The organism is Methylobacterium sp. W2 (genome assembly GCF_020662345.1).
In the GTDB taxonomy this organism is placed as follows: domain Bacteria; phylum Pseudomonadota; class Alphaproteobacteria; order Rhizobiales; family Beijerinckiaceae; genus Methylobacterium.
In genome coordinates this window covers 1-25828 of sequence record NZ_VMOA01000066.1, presented here as the reverse complement: position 1 = coordinate 25828, position 25828 = coordinate 1, and the positions used below count along the sequence as shown (strand labels likewise).

Genomic DNA, 25828 nt, shown 5'->3' with positions numbered 1-25828 from the left:
AAGGTGTATGTCCGTGAAGGGACGAACCTCGACATGTCCGATATGTATGGGGGCATGCAGATCAGTTCCAACAGCAAGATCGGAGCGGGCGTAACGATCATCGGCACGCATGATGCTGATCGTATCTTGGCCGGGAATGGGGGTGATACCCTCGAAGGGGGAGAGGGCGGCGACAAGCTCTTCGCGGGCTCGGGCTCGGACACCTTCCACTTCGAAGCCAGCTTCGGTCGTGACAACGTCTATGGCTTCGACGTCAACGCGGATCACATCACCGTCGATATCGCGGGGATCGACGCATCCGACCTCAAGCTGACGGCGTTCCACGGCGGGCAGGACACCATCGTCACGTTCGCGGGCGTTGAGGGGGCCAATAAGATCATCCTCCACGATGTGACCGTGGCTGAGATCCAGGCGGGCCCAAGCGATCTATTCACGTTCGGGGCCTAACCCCGGCACGCTCCGTGCGTCACCCTCTTCCAGAGCTATCCTCCCCGATGCTCCTCTGAACGACTCACCCGCCCAGCTCACGCTGCGGCGGGTTTTTCGTAAGCCATCGAGCGTGAGCAAGCTATCGAGAACCGGACGCATGGGAGAGATGCCCACGCGTGATCATCGACCCATCTCAAGCCTTCCTCTACACCGCCTCACGATCAAAGCCTCGTTCAGCAAAATCAGAGACGGGGTTGAGACTCGGATCAAGCCCAGTTTACAAACTGCGACAAATACCAAGCCCCACGATCGTGCTTAATTAAATCTAATATTAACTGACTGCGGTTATCAAGTGCGTAAGAGACAAATTTTCAGTGATGCGGAGCAATTAAATGGTCGCTCTCAAGGCCACGATTGGAGGCGATTACGACTCCAATTCATCAACCGATCTATATTTCTATTTTACACCTGGAGATGACACAGACTTATTTGGATTTTCGCCTGCTTCCGAGACTATATTCGCCGAAGATACAGACGGTATGCTTTTTTACGAATCTTCACCTAATGGAAGCACCGCCGCATCATCTATAGGTGGCACCAATTTCATTCTTTCGCCTGATAATGCGGGATATTTTGTAAATTTTACCGGGCATGTCGGCCTAAGTTATTTGTCGGGCGGAGACTTTGGCGATCACTTCATTGCGGGGATAGGCGATGATACGCTCAAAGGTGAGGCCGGCGATGATGTCCTAGAGGGTGGGGCTGGCGCGGACATACTGAATGGTGGAACGGGGAATAATACGGCCAGCTACCAGCATTCCCTGGTAGGCGTTGTAGCTGATTTGAGCGGCTTGCTTACTCAAACCGGTGACGCGATCGGTGACACATTCATCGATATTCAAAATCTCATTGGAACGACGTTTGATGATATTCTTGTCGGTAATGTTACCGACAACGTTCTGGACGGCGGCGCAGGCGATGATATTTTGGAAGGTGGACTGGGATCGAATATTATCTCAGGCGGATCCGGGCAAAACACGGTTAGTTATCAAAACATTCACTTTTCATTGAATGCTGGAGTAAATATCAATCTTAGCATAGGACATGCTGCTGATTTATATGATGGCGTCCAAATATCTGACACATTGATTGATATTCAGAATGCTGTCGGCAGCGTCGGGGACGATAACCTGCAGGGTTCGGCGGCAAACAATATACTTCAAGGCGGAGCCGGTGCCGACCTCATTAATGGCAATGGGGGCGTGGATACTGCCAGCTATAGTCTGTCAGCATCGGGAGTACAAGTAAATCTTGCGTCGCACTATGGAGCCGGCGGGGACGCTGAGGGCGACACGCTCTATAATATTGAAAATCTCCTCGGAAGCACGTTCGCGGATACCCTGACTGGCGATGCACTTTCTAACACGTTGACTGGCTTCGGTGGCGGCGACGCCCTCTACGGCATGGGCGGGAACGACCGGTTGGTGATCTCCGACACGCCCACCATGATCGATGGCGGTGATGGCAAGGACCTTCTGTTTGTCACGGGCGGCGGCATAGTCAGCCTCACCGAAGCGACGTTTACTGGTATAGAGAAGGTCTATGTCCGCAACGATGCGACTCTCGACATGAGCGACGTCCGCGCGGGCGTGACGATCGTTTCCCAAAGTACCGACCAGCACTTCGTCGACGTCACCGGCACCTTAGGAGATGACACCATCAGTGCCGGCAAGGGTTTCGATCAGATCCATGGTGGCGCTGGCGACGACGTCATCAAGGGTGGTAACGGCATTGGACCTGCCGGCGCGAGTGTTCTCTATGGCGATGCCGGGAATGACGTCATCACCGCGGGTAAAGGGATCGCTTTGATCTACGGTGGTGACGGGAACGACACTCTGAAGGGCGCGAGCGGCGTTGGCCTCCTTTCCGGTGGAGACGGCAACGATCGCATCATCGCAGGCGCCCGCGGCTTCGATATCGACGGGGGTGAAGGCACGGATAGGCTCTTTGCAGGCGCGGGAGACGACACTTTCCATTTCGCAGGGAACTTCGGCCGGGACGAGATCTACAAATTCGATCTCGCTCACGAAACGCTGGACGTGTCAGCCTTCGCCACCGACTTCAATGGGCTGAAGATTTCCTCAGTACATAACGGTGCCGACACGCAAATCACATTTGTCGGAGATGCCGATCCGACGCACAAGATCATCCTTCATGATGTGACGAAAGCCGATCTGATCGACCAAGGTCACTTCACGTTCGGCGCCTGAACTTTAACCAGATAGGCGACTAAGCCCGGCCGGATCACACCGCGCCGGGCTTTTTGCTGCCTATGGAGATCTCCGTCAGAAGCTCCCGCTCATCGGCTCCGGCGAGGTCTCGTCCGTGCCATCCTGCGCCCTGTCAGCCTTCAGCATGTCGTCCAACATGGACAGGAGGTCGAGCAATTCGAGCTTGCCGTCCTCAGGTACGCCAGCCTCGTTCACGCGGCGTCGGATCGTCGCTCTGACCTCCGTCAGCCCCTCGATGTAGCCCTCGGTGCGTTCGGTGCTCATGGTCGGCTCCTGGGATGGCGACCATCGCCACGTAGGGCGCCGCGAACTCATGTCCGCGCGCTATTTCGCCGCCCAGATCGGCACGGCGCCGGCTGGCTTACCGATGGTGTTCCGGTAGTAGCGAGTGCGCTCGAACCGGATGGAGTTCTCGTCCACCGCCGACACCAGGTCGCCGTTCAGCACCATGGCCCCGCAGAAGTCGGACCGGATCACGCCGAGGAAAAGGTGCACGCCGAAGAGCTGCAGCGTCGTCCAGCCGAGCCGGCCGGCCTCGTCAGCATGCTTGTCGAGGAAGTCGAAGCACGCGGCATGAACGGCCTGCCAGCCGGCGGGCGTCAATCCAGGGCACGGGACCACGCTGGGCTTCATGTCGAGGAAGGCCTCACGCCATGCCTGCGGGCTGCCGGGCTCGATCTTGAAGGCTGGTGATGGTGACATCGCCACGGGATAGGGGAGGGCGATCCCGGCCGCTATGTCTGGGATGCCACATGCGGCGAAGGGCCGGCGTAGGCCCGGCGCGGACTGATCCGGCCGGGCCTTTTTCGTTCTCAGGCCGGAACGAACGAGACGACGAGACGCCCACCGAGCGCCTGGGCTGCCGCCTCCATCTGATCCAGCTTCGTGCCGTGGTCGGGGTCGAGGATTCGGCGCACCTCCATATCCTCGCGATCCATGGCTCGGCCCAGCGCGGCCTTCGTCATGCCACTGGATTTCCAGGCGTGGTACACGGCCGCCTTCGCAGCGAGCCGACTGGGCAGGGCCACGCGATGGCCATCGCCCCCCACCTGGCGCGGCGGAGCCAAATCCGATTCATCCTTGATGCGCCCGCGCACTGCCGCCACCAGGGCGTGCTGCATTTCAGCGAGCGCCGCCTCGGGCGACGACCCGCCCGCCAGGGCCTCGGGTAGATCGACCGAGGAGGCAACGAACTCGCCATCCTCCTCATCGAGGGTCACCGGGTAGATCCATTCGGTTTGCATGCTGGGCTCCTCTCTGATGCGCTGGCACGGGTAGAACCCCACCGTTAGGCGGGGTTCACCTTGAGCTGCTTCCTGATGCGCCGGACGAGGAAAGGACTAAGTTCGCCGCTTTGGACGGTTGTCGTTTCGTCGCCTAGGGTCACCCGGTAGTGGCTCCCTTTGCCTCCGACCTTGTCCACCTTGAAGCTCAGATTGTGCTTCCTGGCATACGCGGTGAGGTCTCGGATAAGTGCTTCGCGCTTCACCTCTCGTCTCCGTTTCGATGAGAGGAGTATCCAACATTTTTGTTAGGATGGCAATAGCGACCCAACATAAATGTTGGAAGTTTCTGCGGAGTTGCACGCTCGAGGATGGGCTGGCCGGTTCAGCGCTCCCCAAAATCCCCGCGACCCAAAACGTCCAGCAACTCTCGCCCGGCTGGCGTGAGGAACCGCCCCATGTCACCTCGTTTCGCACCCGCCCACCCGGCCTGACGCTCCTCGACGTACCCAAGTTCGATCAGGGCCAGCATCGCCTTCGGATGTGCCGATGGTCGGAGGCCGCGTGGGTGAAGGGCGACGGTGCGGAGGGCTTCAAGAGCGCGTCCGCGAACGGGTGGGGATGACATTGCCCTGGGATAGGGGAGGGCGATCCGAGTCGCTACGCCTGGGATGCCGCACGCGGCGTAACGGAAATTCCGTGCCCGCTGCTTACCGATGTCGATTTTCGTGTGGTGCTTACCATGCGCTTACCGGAGGCGCTGGCCGGTAAGCAGGAAGTGAGCTAAGTGTTGGTGCCGCAAGAGGGATTCGAACCCCCGACCCCCTCATTACGAATGAGGTGCTCTACCAGCTGAGCTATTGCGGCGAGATCCGTGGTGTGACGCCGAGGTGGCGCGTCGGATCGTTGCGGGTTCATATCCGTCCGATCGCCCGATGGCAAGGCGGTCCGCGTCGTCTTCCTGATGCAACTGTGCCACGCATGCCGTCTCCCGGTCCTTGGCCTATCCGTGCCGCCTTGACGCGAAGCGGCGCGGCTTCGAAGGCTCGCGGCGTCTGTCAGGAACCGCCATGTCCCTCATCGCCCGCTTGCGTGCCTATGCCGCCGACGCGTTCGGCCTGTCCGCGAGTTCGGAGGAGGCCGAGGCTGTCGACGAGCGTCTGGCGGCCATCGCCCTGCTCGTCCATGTGGCGCGGGTGGACGGCGTCCTCGACGCGGCCGAGTCGGAGCGGCTGTGCCGCCTCGTCGAAGGGCGCTATGCCGGCAACCGCGGGCAGGCCGAGGCGCTCATCGCCCGCGCAGCCAGTGTCGATTCGCAGACCCGCGACATGTCTCTGCTGGTGGAAATGATGGGCCACGAGTTTGGCGAGTCGGAGCGCGCGCAACTACTGTCCATGGCCTGGTCCGTGGCCGGCGCCGATGGCACCGTTCATGAATTCGAGGAAGCGCTGGTCTGGCGGCTCGGGCGCCTGCTCCGGTTCGACGACACCGCGATCCGGCTCGCGCGCGCCGGCGCCGAAACGGGAACCGCATCGTAGGGCGGAACTCCATTTCCGATCCCCGGTATCGGCGGGGCGCATCATACTCGGTAGGAAGAGCGTGGCACGATGATCGTCAGCTTGACGCTGATCCTCCTGGCCCAGCTCGTCGGTGAGGCACTGGCACGGGGAGCGGCGCTTCCGGTGCCCGGCCCCGTCATCGGGATGGCGCTCCTCCTTCTCGTCATGGTGGTTCGGGACCGTTGGCGTGGCCAGGCCGACCGTATCCTCGCCGCGCCCCTCGTGGACGGCACCCTGGAGCGCTCGGGAAAAGGGCTGCTCGCCCATCTCTCGCTGATGTTCATCCCGGCGGGCGCCGGGATCGTCGGGCGGCTCGATGTGCTCGAAGCCCATGGCCTGGCCCTCGCCTGTGTCGTCGTCGTCTCGACGCTGGCCACCCTGACGGCAACGGCGCTCACCTTCGTGGCCGTGAAGCGCTGGGTTGCCCCGGGGGACGAGACATGACCAGCGATTTCGCCCTCTGGGTCTATCTCTCGCGCACGCCCCTGCTGTGGCTGACCGTGACCCTGATGGTCTACGCGGTGGCCGACCGCATCGCCACGGCGTCGAACCGGCATCCCCTCGCTAATCCCGTCGTCGTCGCCATCATCCTGATGGCCTGCGTGCTGAAGCTCACCGGCACGCCCTATCCGACCTATTTCGAGGGCGCGCAGTTCGTCCACTTCCTGCTCGGCCCGGCGACCGTGGCCCTGGCGATCCCGCTTTACGAATACCGCGCGACGGTGCTTCGCTCCCTGGCGCCGATGCTGGCGGCCCTCCTCGTCGGCTCGGTGGTGGCGCTCATCTCGGCGACCACCCTCGGGACCGCCTTCGGCATCCCGCACGACGTCATCGTCGCCTCGGTGCCGAAATCGGTGACGACCGGCGTCGCCATGGGCATCGCCCAGAATCTCGGCGGCGATCCGACCCTGGCGGCGGTGCTGGTGATGCTGACCGGCATGACCGGCGGCATCCTGGTCACCCCGCTGATGAATCTGCTTCGCATCAAGGACATGCGCGCGCGCGGCTTCGCGGCGGGTCTCGCCGCCCACGGCGTCGGCACGGCACGGGCGTTCCAGGTGAACGAGGTGGCCGGCGCCTTCGCCGGCATCGCTCTCGGCCTCAACGCCCTCATCACCGCGATCCTGGCGCCGCTCGCGGTGACGTTCCTGCGCTAAGGTTGCTTACTTGGCGAGCTCGGCTCCGGAGAGTTCCGTCGGCGTGAAGCGTCCGTCCTGGCCCGGCGTCATGTCGATGCGCGTGTCGTGGAGGGCATGCAGCGTCGAGCGATGGCCGATGGAGACGATCGTCGTTCCCGGCAGGCGCTCGCGCAGCATGCGGTAGATGCCGGCCTCGCTCGGCTCGTCGAGGGCGGCGGTGGATTCGTCGAGGAAGAGCCAAGCCGGCTTTGCCAGCACGGCACGGGCGATGGCCAGGCGCTGCTGCTCGCCGCCGGAGAGGCGCTGATCCCAGGCGTCAACCTCGTCGAGACGGTCGGCGAGTTGCGGAAGCTGCGCGGCGACCAGGGCCTCGCGGATCGCCTCGTCGGAGAACTGGTCGGTGGTGCTCGGATAGACCACGGCGCCGCGCAGGGTCCCGAGGGGGATGTAGGGCCGCTGCGGCAGCACCAGCGCGGACTGGCCTTCCGGTACGTCGACCCGGCCCTTTCCGAACGGCCAGATGCCGGCGATCGCACGGAACAGGGTCGACTTGCCCGACCCGGACGGGCCGGTGAGCAGCGTCGCCGCCCCCTTGCCGAGGGTGAACGAGCCGGCGGTGACGATCTCGCGGCCATCGGGCAGGGCGAGGGTCAGGCCGGAGGCGGTGACGTTCGGGCCGGTCCCATTGCCCTGGACGAGGCCGTATCCGGCACCGGACAGGGCCTCGGCCTTGCTGATCGCCCGGTTGAAGGAGGCCAACCGGTTCGTATTGGCCTTGTAGGACGCGATCGTGATGTAGGCGTTGATGAAGAAAGAGAGCGATTCCTGCACGCTTCCGAACGCGCTCGATGTCTGCTGAAGGCCGCCCAGCGTGATCTTCTTCGCAAAGAAGGAGGGTGCGGCGAGCACAAGCGGGAAGATCGCGCTGGCTTGTCGATAGCTGAAGGTCAAAGCGATGAGCTTGATCCGGCGATAGATGATATCGACGTAGTTCTCGATGATCGAATGAAAGAACGTCCGCAGTCGCACGGTTTCCGCGCGCTCGCCGCGGAGGAGGGCGATCTGCTCGCTGTAGATGCGGTTCCGGGCCAGCGAGAATCGGAAGTCCGCCTCGACCTTCTCCTGACGGAAGTCGAGCCCGATCAAGGGCTTGCCGACGATATGCGTGAGCCAGGTACCGACGACGGCATAGGCGACGACCATCCAGACGAGGAAGCCGGGGATGACCGTGTTCTCGGTGAAGGGCAGGATGAAGTCCCGCGACAGCGTCCACAAGATGACGAGGAACGATACGAGCTGCGCCGCCTGGGACAGGAGTCGGATCGATAGGCTTGCCGTCTGTTGAATGAACAGATTGACGTCGCTTTGAATGCGCTGATCCGGGTTATCGGCTTCCTCACCGGTGAACGGGATCCGGTAATGGGTGCTGTCGTTCAACCAACGCTGATAAAAGCTGCGCGTCAGCCATGTTCTCCAACGGATATGCAATGAGGAATCGACGTAGAGGTCGAACATCCCAAGCGCGACGTTGATGACCGCGAGCGGTATGAAGACCCAGACGACCTGATACCAGAACACATCAGCGTTGTATTCCTGTAGCGCATTGTACATGTCGCGATAGTAGAAATTGAAACGCAGCGTCAGCGCGACGTCGAGGAAGCTTACGAAGATCGATAAGGCCACGAGCCGCTGTCCGATCCGCCCCTCGGTGTTCCCGAACCAGCGGAACATCTTGATCTCTTGTGTCGGCTCGTCCCGGTTCATGAAGAACGGGTCGGTGATCTGTGTGATCGCTCGGATCGGCTTCAGATAGGAGACGAGCATAACGATGAGTGCGAACACGACGGCTGCCGTCGCCGCGAAGGCCGGTGGCAGGAGCGCAGACACCGTTGCCGGCAGGAGGTTCGCAGTCGCCAGCGCCTTCGAACCGGCCAGCAGAACGTACCCGGCCGCATAAACGGAGATGAACACTTTTAGATAGGCGGAGATATCGCGCGAAGCGATAAGGATTGCCGCCATGGCGAAACCCGCCAGCGAAACGTACAGGGGCGGCGACAACTCACCCGGCAGGATCAGCAGGACGAGCGCGAAGAGCGCCGTGATGGCGGCCTGCAGGCCGAGGCCTGTCCTGAGTACGGCCACGCGCGTCTCCTCAAGTCGGTGATTCAAATGTGCGACGACGACTTCGCCTGCCGGATCGGGACCGGATCGTGACGGCGGCAGTGACGGCCGGTCGTGGCGAGATCGTGGCGGGGGAAGTCGCCGCCGGATGCGTCAGATCGGATCAGGGCCAATCCCAATCGCCGTAATCCGGCTCGCGACATCGGTACCCCACCGGGCATTCCAGATTGTCGCGGGTGGGCACGAAGCGGAGCTCCGCGATTTCCGTCATCCCGCACAGGCTCCGGTCGCTGACGAACCGTTCCGTCCGGCCCGGCTGCTCCGCCCTGCCTGGCTTCTCGGCCTTGCCCACTGGCCATGACAGGACAGCCGACCCGTCCCGCTTCACGAGCGCCATCGCATCCGCACAGGCCATCCGCATGGTGGAGGGGGGTGCTTGAGCACCGGCCGGGGCTGCGATGGTGACGCAGACGGCGAAAGCGAGGCGTCTCGTCACGATGGCACGGATAACTGACTTGTTTCTCACAAGCTTGAGCATGGCAGTTTTCATGAGGGACGGGAAGGGCTTGCCGTTTGCTCGCCCTATTCGCGGAGTCTATCCACCGCTATCGATGGCGCCGGGACAGAAGAGCCACAGGCTTGTCCTGTCCAAAGCCGGCTTCGTGAATGCAGCGGAGTCCGGTGGTCGAACAGGATCCGAGGCTGTTCAAGTCGCCGAACGGTGTAGCGGCCGCCGCTGCGAGATCGGCTCCGCCTTGAGGGGGAGCCTTACGGGAGACGACGATGACCGCGGGCGTCGAAGAGAGGGATGCAAGGGGGATCGACGAGGAAGCGCCGTCGCCGGCCGTGGCGGGATCCTCCGGCAGGTCGGGCCGCGCCCTGGTGCTTCCCGTCTCGTTGGCCATGGGCTGGGGCGCTCTCCTCGGCTACAGCACCGTTCTGCTGACCGACGACCCGCCGGCGCGCCCGGAGATCAATACGATCCAGGCGGCGTTCAACGAGCCGGGTCCGTTCGAGGATCGTGCGGGTGGCGCGCGCCCGCCCCGTGGCAGCGCTCCCTGGTCCGATGTGGGTAGCGGGTCCGGTCCGGCGGGCCGGGACGCCACGGTCGCCCCACCGGCCCAGCCGGGACTTCGCTCCGTCGCCCTCAGGCAGGAACCCGAAGCGGCGCCGCGTGCCGACGTGACCACGGCCGCGTCGCCTCCCATCGAGCCGGCGGCCTATGTCGGTCTTTGGGGGCCCAACGAGACCGCATGCCGCCGCGGGGCGCGGCGGCGGGGATACATCCCGGCGCGGATCACCGAGAGCGGGGCTCGCGCGGGCAGCACCGTGTGCACCTTCCGCGACGGGCGGCGCATCGGCCCGAACTGGAGCGTGTCGGCCTCCTGCAGCGATGGCGGCCGGCGCTGGTCGTCCCAGGTGAAGCTGCTGGTGGACGGCAACCGCCTGACATGGTCGAGCGCCAAGGGCGACGCCTCCTATGTCCGGTGCCATCGCCGCGCGGGATAGGCGCGAGCGGGATCGTAGATAGGGCGTCTCCGCAGCGCGGAGATGGAACGCTGCCCGCCTCCCGATTAGGGCGACTGGATTCACAGATCTGCTCGACGGGTGTTCCCTCTATCTAGAAGGGTTCGACCCGAGGCGCGACGCGCGCCATCTCCTGGAACGAGAAGGGATCCGCGCATCTCGCGAGATGAGCGAATAGCGTCGCCCGATCGAGGCCGGGCAAACCTTCGATATCCTCACCCACGGCATGCTCCACCCACAACGAAAAAGGGCCGTCTTGCGACGACCCTTTCCGCTCTCGCGGCAATAACCGCGAGAGCATCCGTTCCGGTAGGGAGCGTGGACTTCTTAGAAGTCCATGCCGCCCATGCCGCCGCCGCCCGGCATCTGGGGAGCGCCGCTGTCCTTCTTGGGAGCGTCAGCGATCATGGCCTCGGTGGTGACGAGGAGACCGGCGATCGAGGAGGCGTCCTGCAGAGCGGTACGCACGACCTTGGCCGGGTCGACGATGCCGGCCTGGATCATGTCGACATACTCTTCGGTCTGGGCGTTGAAGCCGAAGGTGATCGAGTCGGTGTTGTCGGTGATCTTGCCGACCACGATCGAGCCTTCGACGCCCGAGTTGGCGGCGATCTGGCGGATCGGGGCCTCAAGGGCCTTCAGCACGATCTTGATACCGGCCTGGACGTCCGGGTTGTCGCTCTTGAGGGCGCGGACGGCCTCGCGAGCACGGAGGAGGGCGGTGCCGCCGCCGGGGACGATGCCCTCTTCCACCGCAGCGCGGGTGGCGTTGAGCGCGTCGTCGACGCGGTCCTTCTTCTCCTTGACCTCGACCTCGGTCGCGCCGCCGACGCGAATGACCGCGACACCGCCGGCGAGCTTGGCCAGACGCTCCTGGAGCTTCTCACGGTCGTAGTCCGAGGTGGTCTCCTCGATCTGCGCCTTGATCTGGCTGACGCGGGCTTCGATGTCCGCCTTCTCGCCGAGACCGTCGATGATCGTGGTGGTCTCCTTCTCGATGCGGATGCGCTTGGCGCGGCCGAGCATCGGCAGGGTGACGTTCTCGAGCTTGATGCCGAGATCCTCGGCGATCATCTGACCCTGGGTCAGGATCGCGATGTCCTCGAGCATGGCCTTGCGGCGATCGCCGAAGCCCGGAGCCTTGACGGCAGCGACCTTCAGGCCACCGCGCAGCTTGTTGACGACGAGCGTGGCGAGAGCCTCACCCTCGATGTCCTCGGCGATGATGACGAGCGGCTTGCCGGTCTGCACCACGGCCTCGAGCACCGGCAGCATCGCCTGGAGCGACGACAGCTTCTTCTCGTGGATGAGGATGTAGGGGTCCTCGAGCTCGGCGACCATCTTCTCCGCATTCGTGATGAAGTACGGGGAGAGGTAGCCGCGGTCGAACTGCATGCCCTCGACGACGTCGAGCTCGGTCTCAGCTGTCTTGGCTTCCTCGACGGTGATGACACCCTCGTTGCCGACCTTCTGCATGGCGTGGGCGATCATCTCGCCGATTTCGGTGTCGCCGTTGGCCGAGATGGTACCGACCTGGGCAACTTCCTCGGACGAAGCGACCTTCTTGGCGCGGGCGATGATGTCCTTGACGGCGGCCGAGGTGGCCAGATCGATGCCGCGCTTCAGGTCCATCGGGTTCATGCCGGCGGCGACGTACTTGGCGCCTTCACGGACGATGGCCTGGGCCAGGACGGTGGCGGTGGTGGTGCCGTCGCCAGCGATGTCGTTGGTCTTCGAGGCCACTTCGCGCACCATCTGGGCGCCCATGTTCTCGAACTTGTCGGCGAGCTCGATCTCCTTGGCGACGGTGACGCCGTCCTTGGTGATGCGGGGAGCGCCGAAGCTCTTCTCGATGACGACGTTACGACCCTTGGGGCCGAGCGTGACCTTCACTGCATCGGCGAGAATGTCGACGCCGCGGAGCATCTTCTCGCGGGCATCGGAGCCGAAGCGTACTTCTTTCGCTGCCATGTTTAAATCCTCATGAGGTTCGAAGCCCTGAGGCGCTCATCGAAGTGCGCGCTCGAAGGGCTCGGATGGGAAGAAGGAAGAGGGGACGGCGCTCTGATTAAGCGACGACGCCCATGATGTCGGATTCCTTCATGATCAGGAGGTCCTGACCGTCGATCTTGACTTCGGTGCCGGACCACTTGCCGAACAGCACGCGGTCGCCGGCCTTCACGTCGAGGGGATTGATGCGGCCGGCCTCGTCACGGGCGCCCGGGCCGACGGCGACGATCTCGCCCTCTTGCGGCTTCTCCTTGGCGGTGTCGGGGATGATGATGCCCCCCTTGGTCTTCTCTTCGCCTTCGATACGGCGGACGACAACACGGTCGTGCAGCGGACGGAACTTCATGAGCTGCCCTCTTGCTTCGAATTCATGGATGGCGTTGATGCGGCCGAAGGGCACGCCCAACCCAGGCTGTTAGCACTCCCGAGCGATGAGTGCCAAAGCAAGGGCGGAGGTAGGCTCAAGCCCCTTGCGAGTCAAGACGCGGACAACGCGTCGTGCCGCGTTCGCGCAGCATGTTCTGCTCTCCTGTCGCTGACAGACGGATGACAATCACCCCATGATCAGCCTTCAGGGACCGCAAGGCGCGGTCGAGCATTCCGGCGCAGCCAATGGCGGCGGCGTGCCGAGCCACGCGATCTGGATCGATCTCAACGATCCGAGCACCGAGGAAGCGGAACATATCGAAGCGGCCACCGGCCTGCGCGTCCCATCGCGAAAAGCTCTGAGCGAGGTCGAGAATTCGAGCCGGCTGCGGCGGCTCAAGAACGGGCTCTCGCTCTCCACCCCGATGATCACCTTCGACAAGGTCGATTCGCAGCTGACCCCGCTCGGCTTCGTCCTGACCCGGGACCGGCTCATCACGGTCAGGTTCAACGAGCTGCGCGCCTTCGAGGAGGTCAAGAAGCGCATCGGCGACGGCGACGGGGATTGCCAGACCGGGACCGAGATCTTCCTCCTCCTGGTGGAGGAGCTGGTGGACAGCCTCGCCGACGCCCTGGAGGAGATGGGCGCCGACCTCGACGCGCTCTCCACCCGGATCTTCGATTTCGACGTGAGGGCAGGGGGCGTCGCCGGCGATTCCGGCAAGACCCCGCGCCGGCGCGACCTCGCGCTGCGCCGCATCCTCCGCAGCGTCGGGCGGCGGGGCAAGGCGCTGGGCAAGATCCGCTCGAGCCTGCTCGGCCTCGAGCGCATCCTCCCCTTCGTCGCCGGCGAATGCGAGCACCTCCTCGGCGCCACCGAGATGCCGCGCTTCGAGACCCTGCGCCGGGACATCGCCTCCCTCGACGAGTTCGAGATCCGCCTGTCGGAGAACGTGCAGTTCCTCCTCGACGCCACCCTCGGCCTCATCAACATCGAGCAGAACAACACCTTCCGCGTGTTGACCGTGGTCTCGGTGGTGGGCGTGCCGCCGACCCTCATCGCCTCGATGTACGGCATGAATTTCAAGCACATGCCGGAACTCGACTGGGTCTACGGCTATCCCTATGGTCTGTCGCTGATCGTCATCAGCGCGATCATCCCCGTCGTCTTCTTCAAGCTGCGCGGCTGGTTCTGACGCGGGGCCGACCCGGCGGGTTCGGGATTTAGGGAATTCTTTTCGGGCCGGCGCGCAAGGATCGGGAGCAGAGCCGGGCCTCCGGCGACCAGAGTCGACCGCATGGCCGTGATCGCCGCCTTCATCCTGAATGCCGGGCTCAATTTCTGCCTTGGCCTGCTCCTCGCCAAGCTGATGGGGCCGGCGGATTTCGGCCTGTTCGGCCTCGCCACCACGGGCGCCGTGGTTCTCAACACCCTGGTCTTCGAATGGCTGCGGCTATCGGCCACCCGGTTCTACTCCAACCGCGTCCGCCGGGAGGAACCCTGGATCCGGCATGGGCTCGACCGCGCCTATGCCGTCCTCGCCCTCGTCCTGCTCGTCGCCTCCGCTTTGTGCGCGGTGATCGGCGCGACGGTGGAGATGGATGCGCAAGGGCGTTTCGGCATCGCGGCGGGGGCAGGCCTCGCGGCCTTCGGCATCGGATTGTTCGATTATCACGCGGCCCTCACGCGGGCGCGCTTCGACGGCGGCCTCTACCTGAAGCTGACCATCGTCAAAAACGGCCTCGCCTTCCTGCTCATGGCGGGGGCGGCCTGGCTGTTCCCCCAACCGGTCTGGGTCCTCGTCGCCTGCGGGCTCAGCCAGTTCTTCCCCGTCCTCGTGCTGCGCCGGCCCCTGCTCGATCCGAAGGTGCCCATCGTCCGCGTGCGCATGGGCGAGACCTGGCGGCTGTTTCGCGCCTACGGGCTGCCGCTGATCGCCGCGAACGCGATCTACCAGATCACGCCGTTCCTCAATCGCAGCGCCATCGCCATGTGGTTCGGACTGGCGGAAGCCGGCTATTTCGCCCTCGCCGCCGATGTCGCCACCCGCAGCCTCAGCATGATCGGGACAGCCCTCGACCTCATCCTGTTCCAGCTCGCTGTGCGGGTGGACGAGCACGAGGGCCATGTGGCGGCCGAGGCCCAGATCGGCCGCAACGCGGGCATCGTGGTGGCACTGATGGTGCCCTGCGCCGGCGGGCTCTGGGCCGTGCTTCCGGCGATCCAGGGGCTCATCGTTCCGGAGGCGTATCGCGGACCCTTCGCCCTCTACGCGCTGATCCTCATTCCCGGCCTGCTCTGCGGCACGCTGCTCAATTTCGGCCTCAACCCGATCTTCCAGATCCGCCGCAAAACGGTGCCGGTGATCGCCGCCGCCATCGTTGGCCTCGCCGTGAATGCCGCCTGCCTGGTCGTCCTGCCCGCGCATTTCGGGGCGCCGGGCATCGCCATGGCGCAGAGCGCCGGCCTCGTCGCCTCGACCCTGTGGCTGGCGGTCCGCGCTCTCACCGGACCCCAGCGCCTGCGGATCGACTGGTGGGACGTCTTTGCCGCCTGCACCGCCACCCTGGCGATGATGGCCTGCCTCGCACCGTTCCGGCACATGGACCCGGCCGTGGCGCTGGCCATCTGCCTGCCGCTGGGCGTGCTGGTCTATGCCCTGCTCGTGGCGCTGTTCGACATCGCCGGCCTGCGCGGCCTCGCCGCCGCCTATCTCCGGCAGCGCGCCGTCACTCCGACGGCCTGAGACAGGCGCGCCGCTTGAAAGCGGGGCATCGCTTCCCGCATATGGTTCGGCAAAGGATGCCGGCGAGCATCACAACGGGCGGGAAACGATGCGGACATACGAGCCTCAGGACGAGGGCGAGGCGCAAGCCATCGTCGCCGATGCCGCCGGCCGCGCCGAGCCGATGCGCCTCGTCGGCGGAGGCACCAAGGCCGCCATCGGCCGCCCGGCGCAGGACGAATCGACGCTCTCCTCCCTGAAACTCTCCGGCATCACGCTCTACGAGCCGGCCGAGATGGTGGTCGCCGCCCGCGCCGGCACCCCCCTCGCGCAGGTGCAGGCCCTGCTCGCGGAACGCGGCCAGATGCTGCCCTTCGAGCCGATGGACCATCGCATCCTGATGGGCTCGGGCGGCGAGCCCACCTTCGGCGCCGTGGCGGCCACCAACAATGCCGGACCGCGCCGGATCAATGCGGGGGCGGCCCGCGACAGCCTGATCGGCGTCCGCTTCGTCAACGGGCGCGGCGAGGCCATTAAGTCCGGCGGCCGGGTGATGAAGAACGTCACCGGCCTCGACCTCGTCAAGCTCATGGCGGGCTCGTGGGGCACCCTCGGCCTCCTCACCGAGGTGACCTTCAAGGTCCTGCCGGTCCAGGAACGCACGGCGACCCTGGCCTTTACCGGCCTCGACGACGCCTCGGCGGTGGCGGTCCTCGGTGCCGCCCTCGGATCGCCTTTCGAACTCACCGGCGCCGCCCACCTGCCGAGCGGCCTCGACGGGCCGAGCCCCCGCACCCTGATGCGCCTGGAGGGCTTTTCGGATTCCCTCGATTACCGCCTCGGCGAGTTGCGCAAGCTCCTGCGGCGCTTCGGCGAGCCGGAGATCATTGAGGACGGGATCGGCGCCGTCCTGTGGGCGGCGATCCGCGACGTGATCCCGCTGACGGAACCGCGCGCGGCCGCCGTGTGGCGGATTTCCACCGCGCCGACCAAAGGCCCCACCGTCACCGCCGCCATCGCGGCGCAGCGCCAGGCGCGCTGGTTCTACGATTGGGGCGGCGGCCTCGTCTGGCTCGCCACCTCTTCCGAGGGCGATGCCGGCGCCGAGACCATCCGCGATGTCCTGCGCACCACCGGCGGGCACGCCACCCTGGTGCGGGCGCCGGATGCGGTGCGCGCGGCCACCGCCGTCTTCGAGCCCCTGTCTGATCCGCTGCTGCGGATGACGGCCGGGATCAAGGCGGCGCATGATCCGAAGGGGGTGTTCAACCCCGGCCGGATGTATGCGGGGATTTGAGTGTGGCGTGCTGAACGCTTCAACGGAAAGCGCTCGCCGGTCCGCGACGTCCGCATCATCGGGGTGCGGCAGGCTGCCGCTTAGAGCCGTTCCAAGCCTCGGCTTCCGTCCAAATTCCCTCTAAGCTGCGGGAAACAGCGCCGGGCGGCGGAAGATCGCCGGGCGGGCTGACGTGATCGGGACCCCGAGGAAACGCCGTGCAGACCAATTTCAGCCTGACGCAGCTTGCCGAGCCGGCGATGGCGGCGTCCGAGAAGATCCTGCGGACCTGCGTGCATTGCGGGTTCTGCACCGCCACCTGCCCGACCTATCTCCTCCTCGGCGACGAACTCGATTCCCCGCGCGGCCGCATCTACCTCATCAAGGACATGCTGGAGGGCGGCAAGCCGGCGACACCGGAGGTGGTCAAGCATGTGGACCGCTGCCTCTCGTGCCTGTCCTGCATGACGACCTGTCCCTCCGGCGTGCATTACATGCACCTCGTGGATCACGCCCGCACGCATATCGAGGAGACCTATCGCCGGCCGTTGAGCGACAGGCTCCTGCGTAGCGTGCTCGCCTTCGTGCTGCCCTATCCGAACCGCTTCCGCCTCGCGCTTCTCGCCGCTAAGATCGGCTCGCCGTTCCGGCCTCTCGTCGCCCAGTTGCCCCGTGTCGGCAACCGCCTCGCGGCGATGCTCGACCTCGCCCCCGCGCTCCTGCCGAACCGCACCGTCAACGACCGGCCCGGCACCTTCCCCGCCGACAACCGCGCGCGGGAGGCGAGCGTCCTGTTGCAGGGCGCGGCCGCCCCGGCCCGCGCCGGACGGGTCGCCCTCCTGCGCGGCTGCGCTCAGAGCGTCTTGCGCCCGGATTTCAACGAGGCGGCGGTCCGGCTTCTCACCCGCCACGGCGTCGAGGTGGTGCAGGCGAAGGGGGAGGGGTGCTGCGGCGCGCTCACCCATCATATGGGCAAGTCCGAGACCTCCCATGCCCAGGCCAAGCGCACCATCGACGCCTGGATCGCCGAGATGGACGGCGACGGCCTCGACGCGATCATCGTCACGGCGTCGGGCTGCGGCACGACGATCAAGGATTACGGCTTCATGTTCCGCGACGACCCGGCCTATGCCGACAAGGCGGCGCGAGTCTCGGGCCTCGCCAAGGACGTCACCGAATACGTCGCCAACCTTGGCCTGATGCCGCCCCTGTTCGAGAGCGACCTCGTGGTCGCCTACCATTCCGCCTGTTCGATGCAGCACGGCCAGGGCATCCGCACCGAGCCGAAGAACCTGCTGAAGAAGGCCGGCTTCACCGTGAAGGACGTGCCCGAGGGCCATATCTGCTGCGGCTCGGCCGGCACCTACAACATCCTCCAGCCGGAGATCGCCGGGCGACTCCGCGACCGGAAGGTGGCCAATATCGAGCGCATGCGCCCCGATCTCATCGCGACTGGCAATATCGGCTGCGCCACCCAGATCGGGAACGGCACGCGTATCCCCATCGTGCATACGGTGGAGTTGCTGGACTGGGCGACGGGCGGACCGAAGCCGGCGGTGCTCGAAGGATTGGGCGGGACGCGGGTGCTGGAGGCGGCGGAGTAGCGCTCAGGCCACGTCGGCCAGGGATTTCAGGTCTGCGCCACGCGCCCTGTGAACCGAAGCGTCGATGATCTCGATACCGACGACACGCCCCTCGGCGTCGAGATCGAAGATGATCCCCGGCCGAATCTCCTCTCTCTCCATCACGGATTCGTCGGAGAAGCCGAGATAAAGCGCGTCGACCTGAGAATCGTAGCTCGTGTTCATCGAGATTGTCTCCGCTCTCGAACCGAGGCGAGCACGAACACCCGGATCGCCGACGACAAATTCTGCGCGCCCCGCGCCTCGTCGACCTCGCCGATCAGCACCTGAACCGACTGCTCGCGGGCGGCGGCGATCTCGCGCAGCGCTTCCCAGAACGGCGTCTCCAACGACACGCTGGTCCGGTGGCCGGCGATCATCACCGAGCGTTTGGTGGTGCCGGTGGTCACTCCCTCACCCCTCTTCGGGCTGCGCTCTTCACATGTCTCGCGGACAGCGCGGGTCCCCTCTCCTGGAAGGAGAGGGAGCCCGTCGCGCCTCATAGCGATGCCTTCGGCCGAAGCGAATAGCGATCGAGCAGATGCGCGAATCCAGCAACCTCGCCGGGGGGAGGGTGAAGCGTCCCGCTTGTCACCCGTCCGAATCCGGCCCCACGAGCTTGTGGCCCTCGTGGCGCGAGAACTCGATGGCCTTCTTGGCCTCGGCCAGGGTCCTGGCCTTCTTCGGCCGGCCGAAGGCGATGCGGTTGTCCTCCGCCTCCGCCTCCTTCTCGGCCCGCGCCCTGCCCTTGCGGACCGAGCGCAGGTTGATGATCTCGGCCATGAGCGTCCCCGTCAGTCGATGCCTTGTTCAGTCGACACCTTGTTCAGTCGATGCTCGGCGCCAGCATGGTCTCGGGGCGCACGACGCGGTCGAACTCCTCCTCCGTGACGTAGCCGAGGCGCAGGGCCTCTTCCTTCAGGGTGGTGCCGCGCTTGTGCGCGGTCTTGGCGATCTCGGCGGCCTTGTCGTAGCCGATGGAGGGGGCGAGCGCCGTCACCAGCATGAGCGAGCGGCTCATCAGGTCGGCGATTTTGTCCTCGTTGGCCTTGATGCCGACGACGCAATTGTCGGCGAAGCTCACGGCCGCATCGGCGAGGATGCGGATCGATTGCAGCACCGCGTTGGCGATCACCGGCTTGAACACGTTGAGCTCGAAATTGCCCTGGGAGCCGGCGAAGCTCACCGTGGTGCCGTTGCCGATCACCTGGGCGCAGACCATGGTCAGGGCCTCGCACTGCGTCGGGTTGACCTTGCCCGGCATGATCGAGGAGCCCGGCTCGTTCTCCGGCAGGGAGAGTTCGCCGAGGCCCGAGCGCGGGCCGGAGCCGAGGAAGCGAATGTCCTGGGCGATCTTGAACAGGCCCGCCGCCAGGGCGGAGAGCGCCCCTTGCGTGAAGACGAGGGCGTCGTGGGTGGCCAGGGCCTCGAACTTGTTGGCGGCCGAGGTGAAGGGAAGGCCGGTCAGTTCGGCGACCTTGGCTGCGAATTTTTCGGCGAAGTCCGGATGGGCGTTGAGGCCGGTGCCCACCGCCGTGCCGCCCTGGGCCAGCGCCAGCACGCCCGGAAGCGTCGCCTTCACCCGCTCGGTGCCCAACGCCACCTGCGCGACGTAGCCGGAAAACTCCTGGCCCAGCGAGACCGGCGTCGCGTCCTGCAGGTGGGTGCGGCCGATCTTGACGATGGACGAGAACGCCTCGGACTTCGCCTGGAGCGCGTCGTGCAGGTGCTTCAGGGAGGGCAGCAGGCGGTCGTTGATCTCGCGCGAGACCGCGATGTGCATCGCCGTGGGGAACACGTCGTTGGAGGATTGGCCGCGATTGACGTGGTCGTTGGGATGAACCGGCGACTTGCCGCCGCGCTTGCCGCCCAGCAGCTCGTTGGCCAGGCTCGCGATGACCTCGTTGGCGTTCATGTTCGACTGGGTGCCCGAGCCCGTCTGCCAGACCACGAGGGGGAATTCCTGGTCATGCTCGCCGGACACCACCTCGGCGGCGGAGGCGGCGACGGCCTGGGCCACCTTCGGGTCGAGGGCGCCGAGATCCTGGTTCACCAGGGCGGCGGCCTGCTTCACCATACCCAGGGCATGGACGAGGGGGGCCGGCATCTTCTCGGTGCCGATCTTGAAGTTCTGGATCGAGCGCTGGGTCTGCGCACCCCAGTAGCGATGGGCCGGAACCTCGATGGGGCCGAACGTGTCGGACTCGGTCCGGGTGGCGGACGTCTCGGTGGGGCTTTCGAGCGGCGACATCGTGGCCTCTTAGATGGCGGGGTATGCGGCCCTACTTAAACGGTGCGGCTGAAAACCGCGATGGTGCTTTCTTTCAAAGGCGTCACAGGTCCGTGCCGGAGTCAGGCACCGTCCGGGACGAAGCGAGGACGTTTGCCGATGCCTTTGGACGCCGCGACCCTGGAGCCCGACGCCCTCCCGCGCTTTCGCCCCGTCGTCCCGCGCCCCCGGCGCGAACAGCCGGGATTGCTCGCCTTCCTCAAGGCGGTGCGCGCCAACCCGATCACCACCTGGCTCGACGAGCATTTCGTGGAGCCCGTGGTGGCGCGCGAAGGCGCTATGGGCCGCGTCACCGTGGTCAGCGACCCGGCCCTGATCCGCTACCTGTTCGTGGAGAACGCCGCCAATTACCGCAAGGACGATCTGCAGCGGCGGGTGCTCGCGCCGGGCCTCGGCAACGGCCTCCTCACGGCGGAGGACGAGGAGTGGAAGCTGCAGCGGCGCACCCTGGCGCCGATCTTCTCCGCCCGCCACGTGCTCGGCTTCGCCACCCCCATGAACGAGGCCGGCGCGCGGATCGGCCGTCGCCTCGCCCGGCGCGACGCCACCACCGTCGACGTGCCCCTGGAGATGACCCGCGTCACCCTCGACGTGCTGGAGCGGACGATCTTCACCGAGGGTCTTTCCAGCGACCCCGATGCGCTCGGCCGCGCCATCACCCGGTTCCTCGAATCGGTCGGGCCGGTGGATCCGATGGATGTGTTCGGCGTGCCCGCCTTCGTGCCGCGCATCGGCCGGCTTCGGGCGCGGCCGGCGATCCGCTTCTTCGAGGAGGTGGTGAATGCCCTCATCGCCCGCCGGCGCACCCAGCTCGACGCCGGGACGGCGCCCTCCGACCTCCTGACCCTGCTGCTTCAGGCGCAGGACCCGGAAACCGGCAAGGGCCTCAGCGATCTCGAAGTCAAAGCCAACATCGTCACCTTCATCGCCGCCGGTCACGAGACCACGGCGAACGCGCTCACCTGGGCGCTCTACTGCCTGTCGCAGGACCACGAGGCCCGGGCGCGCGTCGAGCGCGAGGTGGATGCGGTGCAGGGCGACGGGTTCGATGCCGAGGCGCTCCCCTTCACCAAGGCGGTGATGGAGGAGACCATGCGGCTGTTCCCGCCGGTGCCGTTCCTGAGCCGTCAGGCCATCGCGGAGGACCGAATCGGCCGGATCAAGATCCCCAAGGGCTCGCTTATCATGGTGGCGCCCTACGTGCTCCACCGCCACCGCACCCTGTGGGACGATCCCGAGGCGTTCATGCCGGAGCGCTTCATGCCCGAGAACCGGGCGGCCGTTCAGCGCTTCTCCTATCTGCCGTTCGGCGCGGGCCCCCGCGTCTGCATCGGCCAGAGCTTCTCGCTGCAGGAGGCGGTGATCGTTCTGGCGCATATCGCCCGCGCTGCGCGCTTCTCGCTGGCCCCCGACCACGCGCCGGTCACGCCGTTGCAGCGGGTGACGCTGCGGCCGGAACACGGCTTGCGGATGCAGGTGGAGCGGCGGGGGTGACACCGGCTGCGGCTGGGTCCTGGATAACCCTCCGCTGCGTTCCAGGCGTCCGGAAATGGGGGCGGGGTCTCAGAATTGAGGTCGCGCAGACTCAGGTGTAACCCGCTCCCCATCCCCAGGCGGCTACGGCACTCAAACGATTCGCGGGCGTCGCGGGTCCCCTCTCCTGTAAGGAGAGGGACAGGGTGAGGTGTGTGAGATTTCCGGAGATGGACCACACCTCACCCCAGCCCTCTCCTTCCAGGAGAGGGAGCCCGTCGCACTTCACGCCGAACCCTTCTGGATAGAGGGAACAAACGTCGAGCCGATGTCCGAATCCAGTTGCCCCGGACGGGTGGAGCAGAGCGGAGCCCGATCTTGTGCCCAGCGCAAGACGTCGCGAAGCGCTCTTAGCCTCAGCTCTTCTTGCGGAACGCGTCCAGGCTGACGACTTCGGCACCGGCCTCGCCGCCTTCGGGCTTTTTGGCCGCCGGGCGGGCCGGCTTGCCGTCGGGGCCGTCCTCGGTCTTGTCGAGGTTCTGGCTCGCGCCCTGGGCGGGCAGGAGCTTGGGGACGTTGGCTCCGATCGCCGAGACGGCATTGCCCTTCGGCATGATCTCACTTGGCTCGGAGGCCGCACCACGCGCGGCATTCTTCGTGCCGGGAGGCTGCGGCGCATCGTCCTGCGCATCCTCGTCCGCCGTCTCGTTCAGATCGAACTTGAGGCCGAACTGCACCGAGGGGTCGAAGAACCCGCTCAAGGCGTCGAACGGCACGAGCAGGCGCTCGGGAACTCCGGAAAAGGACAGGCCGACCTCGAAGGAATGCTCGGTGACGCCGAGATCCCAGAACTGGTGCTGGAGGACGATGGTCATGTCCTGGGGGTACTTCTCCCGCAGGCGCTGCGACATCCGCACTCCCGGCGCCTCGGTCCGGAACGACACGTAGAAATGGTGTTCCCCCGCGAGACCTTCGCGGGCCGCGTCGGTCAACACCTTGCGCACGACGCCGCGCAGGGCATCCTGAACCAGGAGGTCGTAACGGATGAGATCGTCTGCCATCGCTTGTCGCTTTGCCCGGTACCTGCCGGAATGTCGCGCCGACGGCGCACCGGGTCGGTGAATTGACGTGAAGGCTTGCCGGACTCGGGCACCGGTTTCAATCGCGCCGTTCCCACCGTGGTCTCCACGGGGGGCGGTGAATTGACACCGTATCCACGTAACCGGGATTCTGGTGAAAGCGCCGGGATCGAGCGGCCTTCGCCGAAGATTGTCAGGCACCCAGTTCGGCCTCTCGACCGAACGACACGAATATAGAGGGAGAGGCGTCGCTTTTGAAGCCCGATCCTGACGTGGAGTTGTCCGACGACCGGGCAATCGGCGCAATGCTGGCCGGCACCGGTGGCGCCCCGCCGCGCCGCTCGCCGATCCGCCTCGCCGCGGCCGCCTTTCGCGACGCCATCGGCCTCGTCCTGACGACGCTGTTCGTGATGGTCGCGGCGGCCATCGCCGCCCTGCTCATCGTGCGCGTCGGAGCGGACATCCTGCAGGGCATCGACCCCTTCGCCCCTGAGGCCCGCCGCCCCCGGTTGTACCCGCAGCAGCTCGTCCTGCGCGAGGTGGCGAGCGACATCCTGCGCCAATGCCTCATCGTCGCCATCGTCATCGCCGCCGCGATCCGGTCCAGCGGCGATGCGTGGCGCGCCAGGCTCGCACTCACCCCCGTCGAGGCGCCGGGCCTCGCGCCCTCGCGGCTTCTCGCCATCCTGCTGCTTTGGCCGTTCCTCCACATCCTGTGGGTGATCGGGACGGCGGATGTCTTCCACATGGCGTTCGGCCGCAATGTCGGCCTGTCGCCACTGCTCAGCAGGACCGGGGCGATCGCCTGGCTCGCCTTCACCATTGTGCTGGCGCCGGTGGCGGAAGAGGTGCTGATGCGCGGGGCGATGTTCGAGCGGGCCTCGCGCTTCCTCAAGCCGTGGGGCGCCATCCTCTCCACCTCCGCCCTGTTCGTGCTGCTCCATCTCCAGATCGGCAGCATCGCCCGGCCGGTCTCGCTGATTCCCCTCGCCCTCATGCTCGGCTGGCTGCGCTGGCGGACCGGGCGGCTCTGGCCCTGCATCCTGCTCCACGTCTGGAGCAATCTCGCCGTCGTCGCCTACTTGCTGTGGCCGGCGCCCGCCTGAGCGCTCGCCTCGCGGCCCCGTTCGCGGTATCGCGGGAGACGGAACACGGGACCCCGATGCACGCCTATCATCAGCTCCTCGAACGCATCCTCTCCGAGGGAACGCGCAAGGACGACCGGACCGGCACGGGGACGCTCTCGGTCTTCGGCCACCAGATGCGCTTCGACCTGGCGGAGGGTTTTCCCCTCGTCACGACGAAGCAGCTGCACCTGCGCTCGATCATCCACGAATTGCTGTGGTTCCTCACCGGCGACACCAACGTGCGTGCCCTGCAGGCCAACGGCGTCACGATCTGGGACGAATGGGCCGATGCGAACGGCGATCTCGGCCCGGTCTACGGGAAGCAATGGCGCTCGTGGGCGAAGCCCGACGGCGGCGCGGTGGACCAGATCTCCTGGCTCGTGGACGAGATACGGCGAAACCCGGATTCGCGCCGGCTGATCGTCTCGGCCTGGAACCCGGCCGACCTCGACAGGATGGCGCTGGCGCCCTGCCACTGCCTGTTCCAGTTCTACGTGGCCGATGGCCGGCTCTCATGCCAACTCTACCAGCGCTCGGCGGACGTGTTCCTCGGCGTGCCCTTCAACATCGCCTCCTATGCGCTCCTCACCGCTATGATCGCCCAGGTGACGGGTCTGGAGCCGGGAGACTTCGTCCACACGCTCGGCGACGCCCATCTCTACGTGAACCATCTCGATCAGGCCCGGCTGCAGCTCACGCGGGAGCAGCGTCCGCTGCCACGCCTCGTCCTCGCCCCGGAGGTCCGTTCGCTATTAGATTTTCGGTTCGAGGACATCGCCATTGAAGGCTATGAACCGCATCCCGCCATCCGCGCACCGGTGGCGGTCTGATGGCGTCCGTTCCCCATCGCCCCCGCGTCAGCCTCATCGCGGCGGTGGCCCGCAACGGGGTCATCGGCCGTGACAACGGCCTGATCTGGCGTCTTGGCAGCGACCTGCGCCGCTTCAAGGCGCTGACCATGGGCAAACCCGTCCTGATGGGCCGCAAGACCTACGACTCCATCGGCCGGCCGCTGCCGGGCCGGCGCATCCTCGTGCTGACCCGCGACCGGTCGTTCTCGGCTGCCGACGTGGCCGTCGTCCACGATTGGGAGGGCGCCCTGGCGGAGACGGGGGAGGCCGAGGAACTGATGGTGGCGGGGGGCGGCGAGATCTATGCGCTCGCTCTGCCGCATGCCGACCGCATCCACTTCACCCATGTCGAGATCAGCCCGGAGGGGGATACGGTGTTCCCGGCCTACGAGGCGGGCGACTTTCGCGAAGTCTCGCGTGTGGCGCACCCGCCCGGCGAGCGGGATGAATGCGCCTTCGCGTTCGTTGATCTGGAACGGGTCCGGTAACTCTACGCCGCGACGCATCGCGCAAGAGCGCTCGGCGCTGTTGCCTTTCCTCTTCGCGATGCCCACTTGCCAGCCTTGACAGGACGGAGTGGCGACACTCAGTACCGTAGGACGGATCGGCCCGAGGCGAGAGCGCGCCTCGCCGGACCCGAACGACACTGCCTCAGCAGGAGATATCGGCGAGCATGCCTTGGAGCAATCAAAGCGGCGGCGGTGGCGGCAACGGGGGAG

26 protein-coding genes, 1 tRNA gene and 1 pseudogene are annotated in these 25828 nt (G+C 65.8%); 14 read left to right on the top strand and 14 right to left on the bottom strand.

The features are described from left to right. Together FPV16_RS24625 and FPV16_RS24620 are read left to right on the top strand one after the other, a co-directional pair. Positions 1-447: pseudogene (locus FPV16_RS24625) on the top strand (calcium-binding protein); the annotation flags it as partial. Between the two features lie 374 nt (positions 448-821). Then, positions 822-2699 carry a hypothetical protein gene (locus tag FPV16_RS24620; protein ID WP_227441150.1) on the top strand — a complete coding sequence of 626 codons (1878 nt, stop codon included), beginning with the start codon at positions 822-824 and terminating at the stop codon, positions 2697-2699. A gap of 75 nt (positions 2700-2774) precedes the next feature. Here the strand turns inward: FPV16_RS24620 and FPV16_RS24615 are convergent, their stop codons facing one another. The 5 genes from FPV16_RS24615 to FPV16_RS24595 all read right to left on the bottom strand — a co-directional run bounded on the left by FPV16_RS24615 (position 2775) and on the right by FPV16_RS24595 (position 4810). Then, positions 2775-2984 (bottom strand): hypothetical protein, encoded by a 210-nt coding sequence (locus tag FPV16_RS24615; RefSeq protein WP_227441149.1) that lies wholly within the window; start codon positions 2982-2984, stop codon positions 2775-2777. Positions 2985-3044: 60 nt separating this feature from the next. Next, the gene (locus tag FPV16_RS24610) at positions 3045-3422 is read right to left on the bottom strand and encodes a hypothetical protein (RefSeq protein ID WP_227441148.1); all 378 of its coding nucleotides are present in this window, start codon (positions 3420-3422) and stop codon (positions 3045-3047) included. Between the two features lie 110 nt (positions 3423-3532). Continuing rightward, positions 3533-3940 carry a type II toxin-antitoxin system HicB family antitoxin gene (locus FPV16_RS24605; protein WP_227441147.1) on the bottom strand — a complete coding sequence of 136 codons (408 nt, stop codon included), beginning with the start codon at positions 3938-3940 and terminating at the stop codon, positions 3533-3535. Between the two features lie 68 nt (positions 3941-4008). Next, positions 4009-4209, bottom strand: a complete 201-nt coding sequence (locus tag FPV16_RS24600; RefSeq protein ID WP_227441146.1) for a type II toxin-antitoxin system HicA family toxin — start codon at positions 4207-4209, stop codon at positions 4009-4011. A 525-nt stretch (positions 4210-4734) separates the two neighbouring features. Further along, positions 4735-4810 (bottom strand) — tRNA-Thr (locus FPV16_RS24595). Between the two features lie 203 nt (positions 4811-5013). Here FPV16_RS24595 and FPV16_RS24590 point away from each other — a divergent pair. From FPV16_RS24590 to FPV16_RS24580, 3 genes are all read left to right on the top strand, one after another. Next, entirely contained in the window at positions 5014-5481 is a 468-nt protein-coding gene (locus tag FPV16_RS24590; protein WP_227441145.1) for a TerB family tellurite resistance protein, read from the top strand. A gap of 69 nt (positions 5482-5550) precedes the next feature. Further along, positions 5551-5946, top strand: a complete 396-nt coding sequence (locus tag FPV16_RS24585) for a CidA/LrgA family protein (RefSeq protein ID WP_227441144.1) — start codon at positions 5551-5553, stop codon at positions 5944-5946. Then, positions 5943-6659, top strand: coding sequence for an LrgB family protein (locus tag FPV16_RS24580; protein WP_227441143.1), 717 nt, complete (start codon positions 5943-5945; stop codon positions 6657-6659). Before FPV16_RS24585 ends, FPV16_RS24580 begins: the two co-directional genes overlap by 4 nt. A 6-nt stretch (positions 6660-6665) precedes the next feature. Here the strand turns inward: FPV16_RS24580 and FPV16_RS24575 are convergent, their stop codons facing one another. Both FPV16_RS24575 and FPV16_RS24570 read right to left on the bottom strand, forming a co-directional pair. Next, complete coding sequence (locus FPV16_RS24575; RefSeq protein ID WP_227441142.1) at positions 6666-8783, bottom strand: ABC transporter ATP-binding protein/permease; 2118 nt, start codon at positions 8781-8783, stop codon at positions 6666-6668. A 142-nt stretch (positions 8784-8925) separates the two neighbouring features. Next, complete coding sequence (locus FPV16_RS24570) at positions 8926-9300, bottom strand: hypothetical protein (protein WP_264484014.1); 375 nt, start codon at positions 9298-9300, stop codon at positions 8926-8928. A 245-nt stretch (positions 9301-9545) separates the two neighbouring features. Between FPV16_RS24570 and FPV16_RS24565 the strand changes: the two genes are divergently transcribed. Beyond that, entirely contained in the window at positions 9546-10271 is a 726-nt protein-coding gene (locus FPV16_RS24565) for a hypothetical protein (protein WP_227441141.1), read from the top strand. 345 nt (positions 10272-10616) lie between these two features. Here the strand turns inward: FPV16_RS24565 and groL are convergent, their stop codons facing one another. After that, positions 10617-12260, bottom strand: coding sequence for a chaperonin GroEL (gene groL / locus FPV16_RS24560; RefSeq protein ID WP_227441140.1), 1644 nt, complete (start codon positions 12258-12260; stop codon positions 10617-10619). A 97-nt stretch (positions 12261-12357) separates the two neighbouring features. Continuing rightward, positions 12358-12645, bottom strand: coding sequence for a co-chaperone GroES (gene groES, locus FPV16_RS24555; protein ID WP_056094907.1), 288 nt, complete (start codon positions 12643-12645; stop codon positions 12358-12360). 214 nt (positions 12646-12859) lie between these two features. Here groES and FPV16_RS24550 point away from each other — a divergent pair, with 214 nt between their 5' ends. The 4 genes from FPV16_RS24550 (at position 12860) to glcF (ending at position 18271) form a co-directional block, all read left to right on the top strand. Next, positions 12860-13861: a magnesium transporter CorA family protein gene (locus tag FPV16_RS24550; protein WP_018042555.1), complete on the top strand. Its 1002-nt coding sequence runs from the start codon at positions 12860-12862 to the stop codon at positions 13859-13861. 102 nt (positions 13862-13963) lie between these two features. Next, complete coding sequence (locus tag FPV16_RS24545; RefSeq protein WP_227441139.1) at positions 13964-15412, top strand: lipopolysaccharide biosynthesis protein; 1449 nt, start codon at positions 13964-13966, stop codon at positions 15410-15412. 88 nt (positions 15413-15500) lie between these two features. Continuing rightward, entirely contained in the window at positions 15501-16688 is a 1188-nt protein-coding gene (locus FPV16_RS24540; protein WP_227441138.1) for an FAD-binding protein, read from the top strand. A 197-nt stretch (positions 16689-16885) separates the two neighbouring features. After that, positions 16886-18271, top strand: coding sequence for a glycolate oxidase subunit GlcF (glcF, locus tag FPV16_RS24535; RefSeq protein ID WP_227441137.1), 1386 nt, complete (start codon positions 16886-16888; stop codon positions 18269-18271). A 3-nt stretch (positions 18272-18274) separates the two neighbouring features. On the opposite strand, the gene FPV16_RS24530 is transcribed toward glcF, so the two are convergent. The 4 genes from FPV16_RS24530 to fumC all read right to left on the bottom strand — a co-directional run bounded on the left by FPV16_RS24530 (position 18275) and on the right by fumC (position 20540). Then, positions 18275-18475, bottom strand: a complete 201-nt coding sequence (locus tag FPV16_RS24530) for a DUF2283 domain-containing protein (protein ID WP_227441136.1) — start codon at positions 18473-18475, stop codon at positions 18275-18277. After that, positions 18472-18699: a ribbon-helix-helix domain-containing protein gene (locus FPV16_RS24525; RefSeq protein ID WP_227441135.1), complete on the bottom strand. Its 228-nt coding sequence runs from the start codon at positions 18697-18699 to the stop codon at positions 18472-18474. Before FPV16_RS24525 ends, FPV16_RS24530 begins: the two co-directional genes overlap by 4 nt. Positions 18700-18880: 181 nt before the next feature. After that, positions 18881-19072 carry a DUF4169 family protein gene (locus FPV16_RS24520; RefSeq protein ID WP_227441134.1) on the bottom strand — a complete coding sequence of 64 codons (192 nt, stop codon included), beginning with the start codon at positions 19070-19072 and terminating at the stop codon, positions 18881-18883. Between the two features lie 43 nt (positions 19073-19115). Further along, positions 19116-20540, bottom strand: coding sequence for a class II fumarate hydratase (fumC, locus tag FPV16_RS24515; RefSeq protein ID WP_227441133.1), 1425 nt, complete (start codon positions 20538-20540; stop codon positions 19116-19118). A 138-nt stretch (positions 20541-20678) separates the two neighbouring features. On the opposite strand from fumC, the gene FPV16_RS24510 reads away from it, so the two are divergent. Continuing rightward, positions 20679-22073, top strand: a complete 1395-nt coding sequence (locus tag FPV16_RS24510; RefSeq protein ID WP_227441132.1) for a cytochrome P450 — start codon at positions 20679-20681, stop codon at positions 22071-22073. Between the two features lie 395 nt (positions 22074-22468). Here the strand turns inward: FPV16_RS24510 and FPV16_RS24505 are convergent, their stop codons facing one another. Then, positions 22469-23113: an SspB family protein gene (locus FPV16_RS24505; RefSeq protein WP_227441131.1), complete on the bottom strand. Its 645-nt coding sequence runs from the start codon at positions 23111-23113 to the stop codon at positions 22469-22471. A 272-nt stretch (positions 23114-23385) separates the two neighbouring features. Here FPV16_RS24505 and FPV16_RS24500 point away from each other — a divergent pair, with 272 nt between their 5' ends. The 3 genes from FPV16_RS24500 to FPV16_RS24490 are packed head-to-tail and all read left to right on the top strand — an operon-like array spanning position 23386 to position 25597. Further along, positions 23386-24237 carry a CPBP family intramembrane glutamic endopeptidase gene (locus FPV16_RS24500; RefSeq protein WP_227441130.1) on the top strand — a complete coding sequence of 284 codons (852 nt, stop codon included), beginning with the start codon at positions 23386-23388 and terminating at the stop codon, positions 24235-24237. Positions 24238-24293: 56 nt separating this feature from the next. Beyond that, the gene (locus FPV16_RS24495; RefSeq protein ID WP_227441129.1) at positions 24294-25088 is read left to right on the top strand and encodes a thymidylate synthase; all 795 of its coding nucleotides are present in this window, start codon (positions 24294-24296) and stop codon (positions 25086-25088) included. After that, positions 25088-25597 (top strand): dihydrofolate reductase, encoded by a 510-nt coding sequence (locus FPV16_RS24490; RefSeq protein WP_227441128.1) that lies wholly within the window; start codon positions 25088-25090, stop codon positions 25595-25597. Before FPV16_RS24495 ends, FPV16_RS24490 begins: the two co-directional genes overlap by 1 nt. Positions 25598-25828 lie beyond the last annotated feature (231 nt).

Excerpts from the sequence above, each read along its gene's own strand:
- FPV16_RS24620 (WP_227441150.1), top strand. The coding sequence starts at position 822 with ATGGTCGCTCTCAAGGCCACGATTGGAGGCGATTACGACTCCAATTCA.
- FPV16_RS24615 (WP_227441149.1), bottom strand. The coding sequence starts at position 2,984 with ATGAGCACCGAACGCACCGAGGGCTACATCGAGGGGCTGACGGAGGTC.
- FPV16_RS24610 (WP_227441148.1), bottom strand. The coding sequence starts at position 3,422 with ATGTCACCATCACCAGCCTTCAAGATCGAGCCCGGCAGCCCGCAGGCA.
- FPV16_RS24590 (WP_227441145.1), top strand. The coding sequence starts at position 5,014 with ATGTCCCTCATCGCCCGCTTGCGTGCCTATGCCGCCGACGCGTTCGGC.
- FPV16_RS24585 (WP_227441144.1), top strand. The coding sequence starts at position 5,551 with ATGATCGTCAGCTTGACGCTGATCCTCCTGGCCCAGCTCGTCGGTGAG.
- FPV16_RS24580 (WP_227441143.1), top strand. The coding sequence starts at position 5,943 with ATGACCAGCGATTTCGCCCTCTGGGTCTATCTCTCGCGCACGCCCCTG.
- FPV16_RS24570 (WP_264484014.1), bottom strand. The coding sequence starts at position 9,300 with ATGCTCAAGCTTGTGAGAAACAAGTCAGTTATCCGTGCCATCGTGACG.
- FPV16_RS24565 (WP_227441141.1), top strand. The coding sequence starts at position 9,546 with ATGACCGCGGGCGTCGAAGAGAGGGATGCAAGGGGGATCGACGAGGAA.
- groL (WP_227441140.1), bottom strand. The coding sequence starts at position 12,260 with ATGGCAGCGAAAGAAGTACGCTTCGGCTCCGATGCCCGCGAGAAGATG.
- groES (WP_056094907.1), bottom strand. The coding sequence starts at position 12,645 with ATGAAGTTCCGTCCGCTGCACGACCGTGTTGTCGTCCGCCGTATCGAA.
- FPV16_RS24550 (WP_018042555.1), top strand. The coding sequence starts at position 12,860 with ATGATCAGCCTTCAGGGACCGCAAGGCGCGGTCGAGCATTCCGGCGCA.
- FPV16_RS24545 (WP_227441139.1), top strand. The coding sequence starts at position 13,964 with ATGGCCGTGATCGCCGCCTTCATCCTGAATGCCGGGCTCAATTTCTGC.
- FPV16_RS24540 (WP_227441138.1), top strand. The coding sequence starts at position 15,501 with ATGCGGACATACGAGCCTCAGGACGAGGGCGAGGCGCAAGCCATCGTC.
- FPV16_RS24530 (WP_227441136.1), bottom strand. The coding sequence starts at position 18,475 with ATGAACACGAGCTACGATTCTCAGGTCGACGCGCTTTATCTCGGCTTC.
- FPV16_RS24520 (WP_227441134.1), bottom strand. The coding sequence starts at position 19,072 with ATGGCCGAGATCATCAACCTGCGCTCGGTCCGCAAGGGCAGGGCGCGG.
- fumC (WP_227441133.1), bottom strand. The coding sequence starts at position 20,540 with ATGTCGCCGCTCGAAAGCCCCACCGAGACGTCCGCCACCCGGACCGAG.
- FPV16_RS24510 (WP_227441132.1), top strand. The coding sequence starts at position 20,679 with ATGCCTTTGGACGCCGCGACCCTGGAGCCCGACGCCCTCCCGCGCTTT.
- FPV16_RS24505 (WP_227441131.1), bottom strand. The coding sequence starts at position 23,113 with ATGGCAGACGATCTCATCCGTTACGACCTCCTGGTTCAGGATGCCCTG.
- FPV16_RS24495 (WP_227441129.1), top strand. The coding sequence starts at position 24,294 with ATGCACGCCTATCATCAGCTCCTCGAACGCATCCTCTCCGAGGGAACG.
- FPV16_RS24490 (WP_227441128.1), top strand. The coding sequence starts at position 25,088 with ATGGCGTCCGTTCCCCATCGCCCCCGCGTCAGCCTCATCGCGGCGGTG.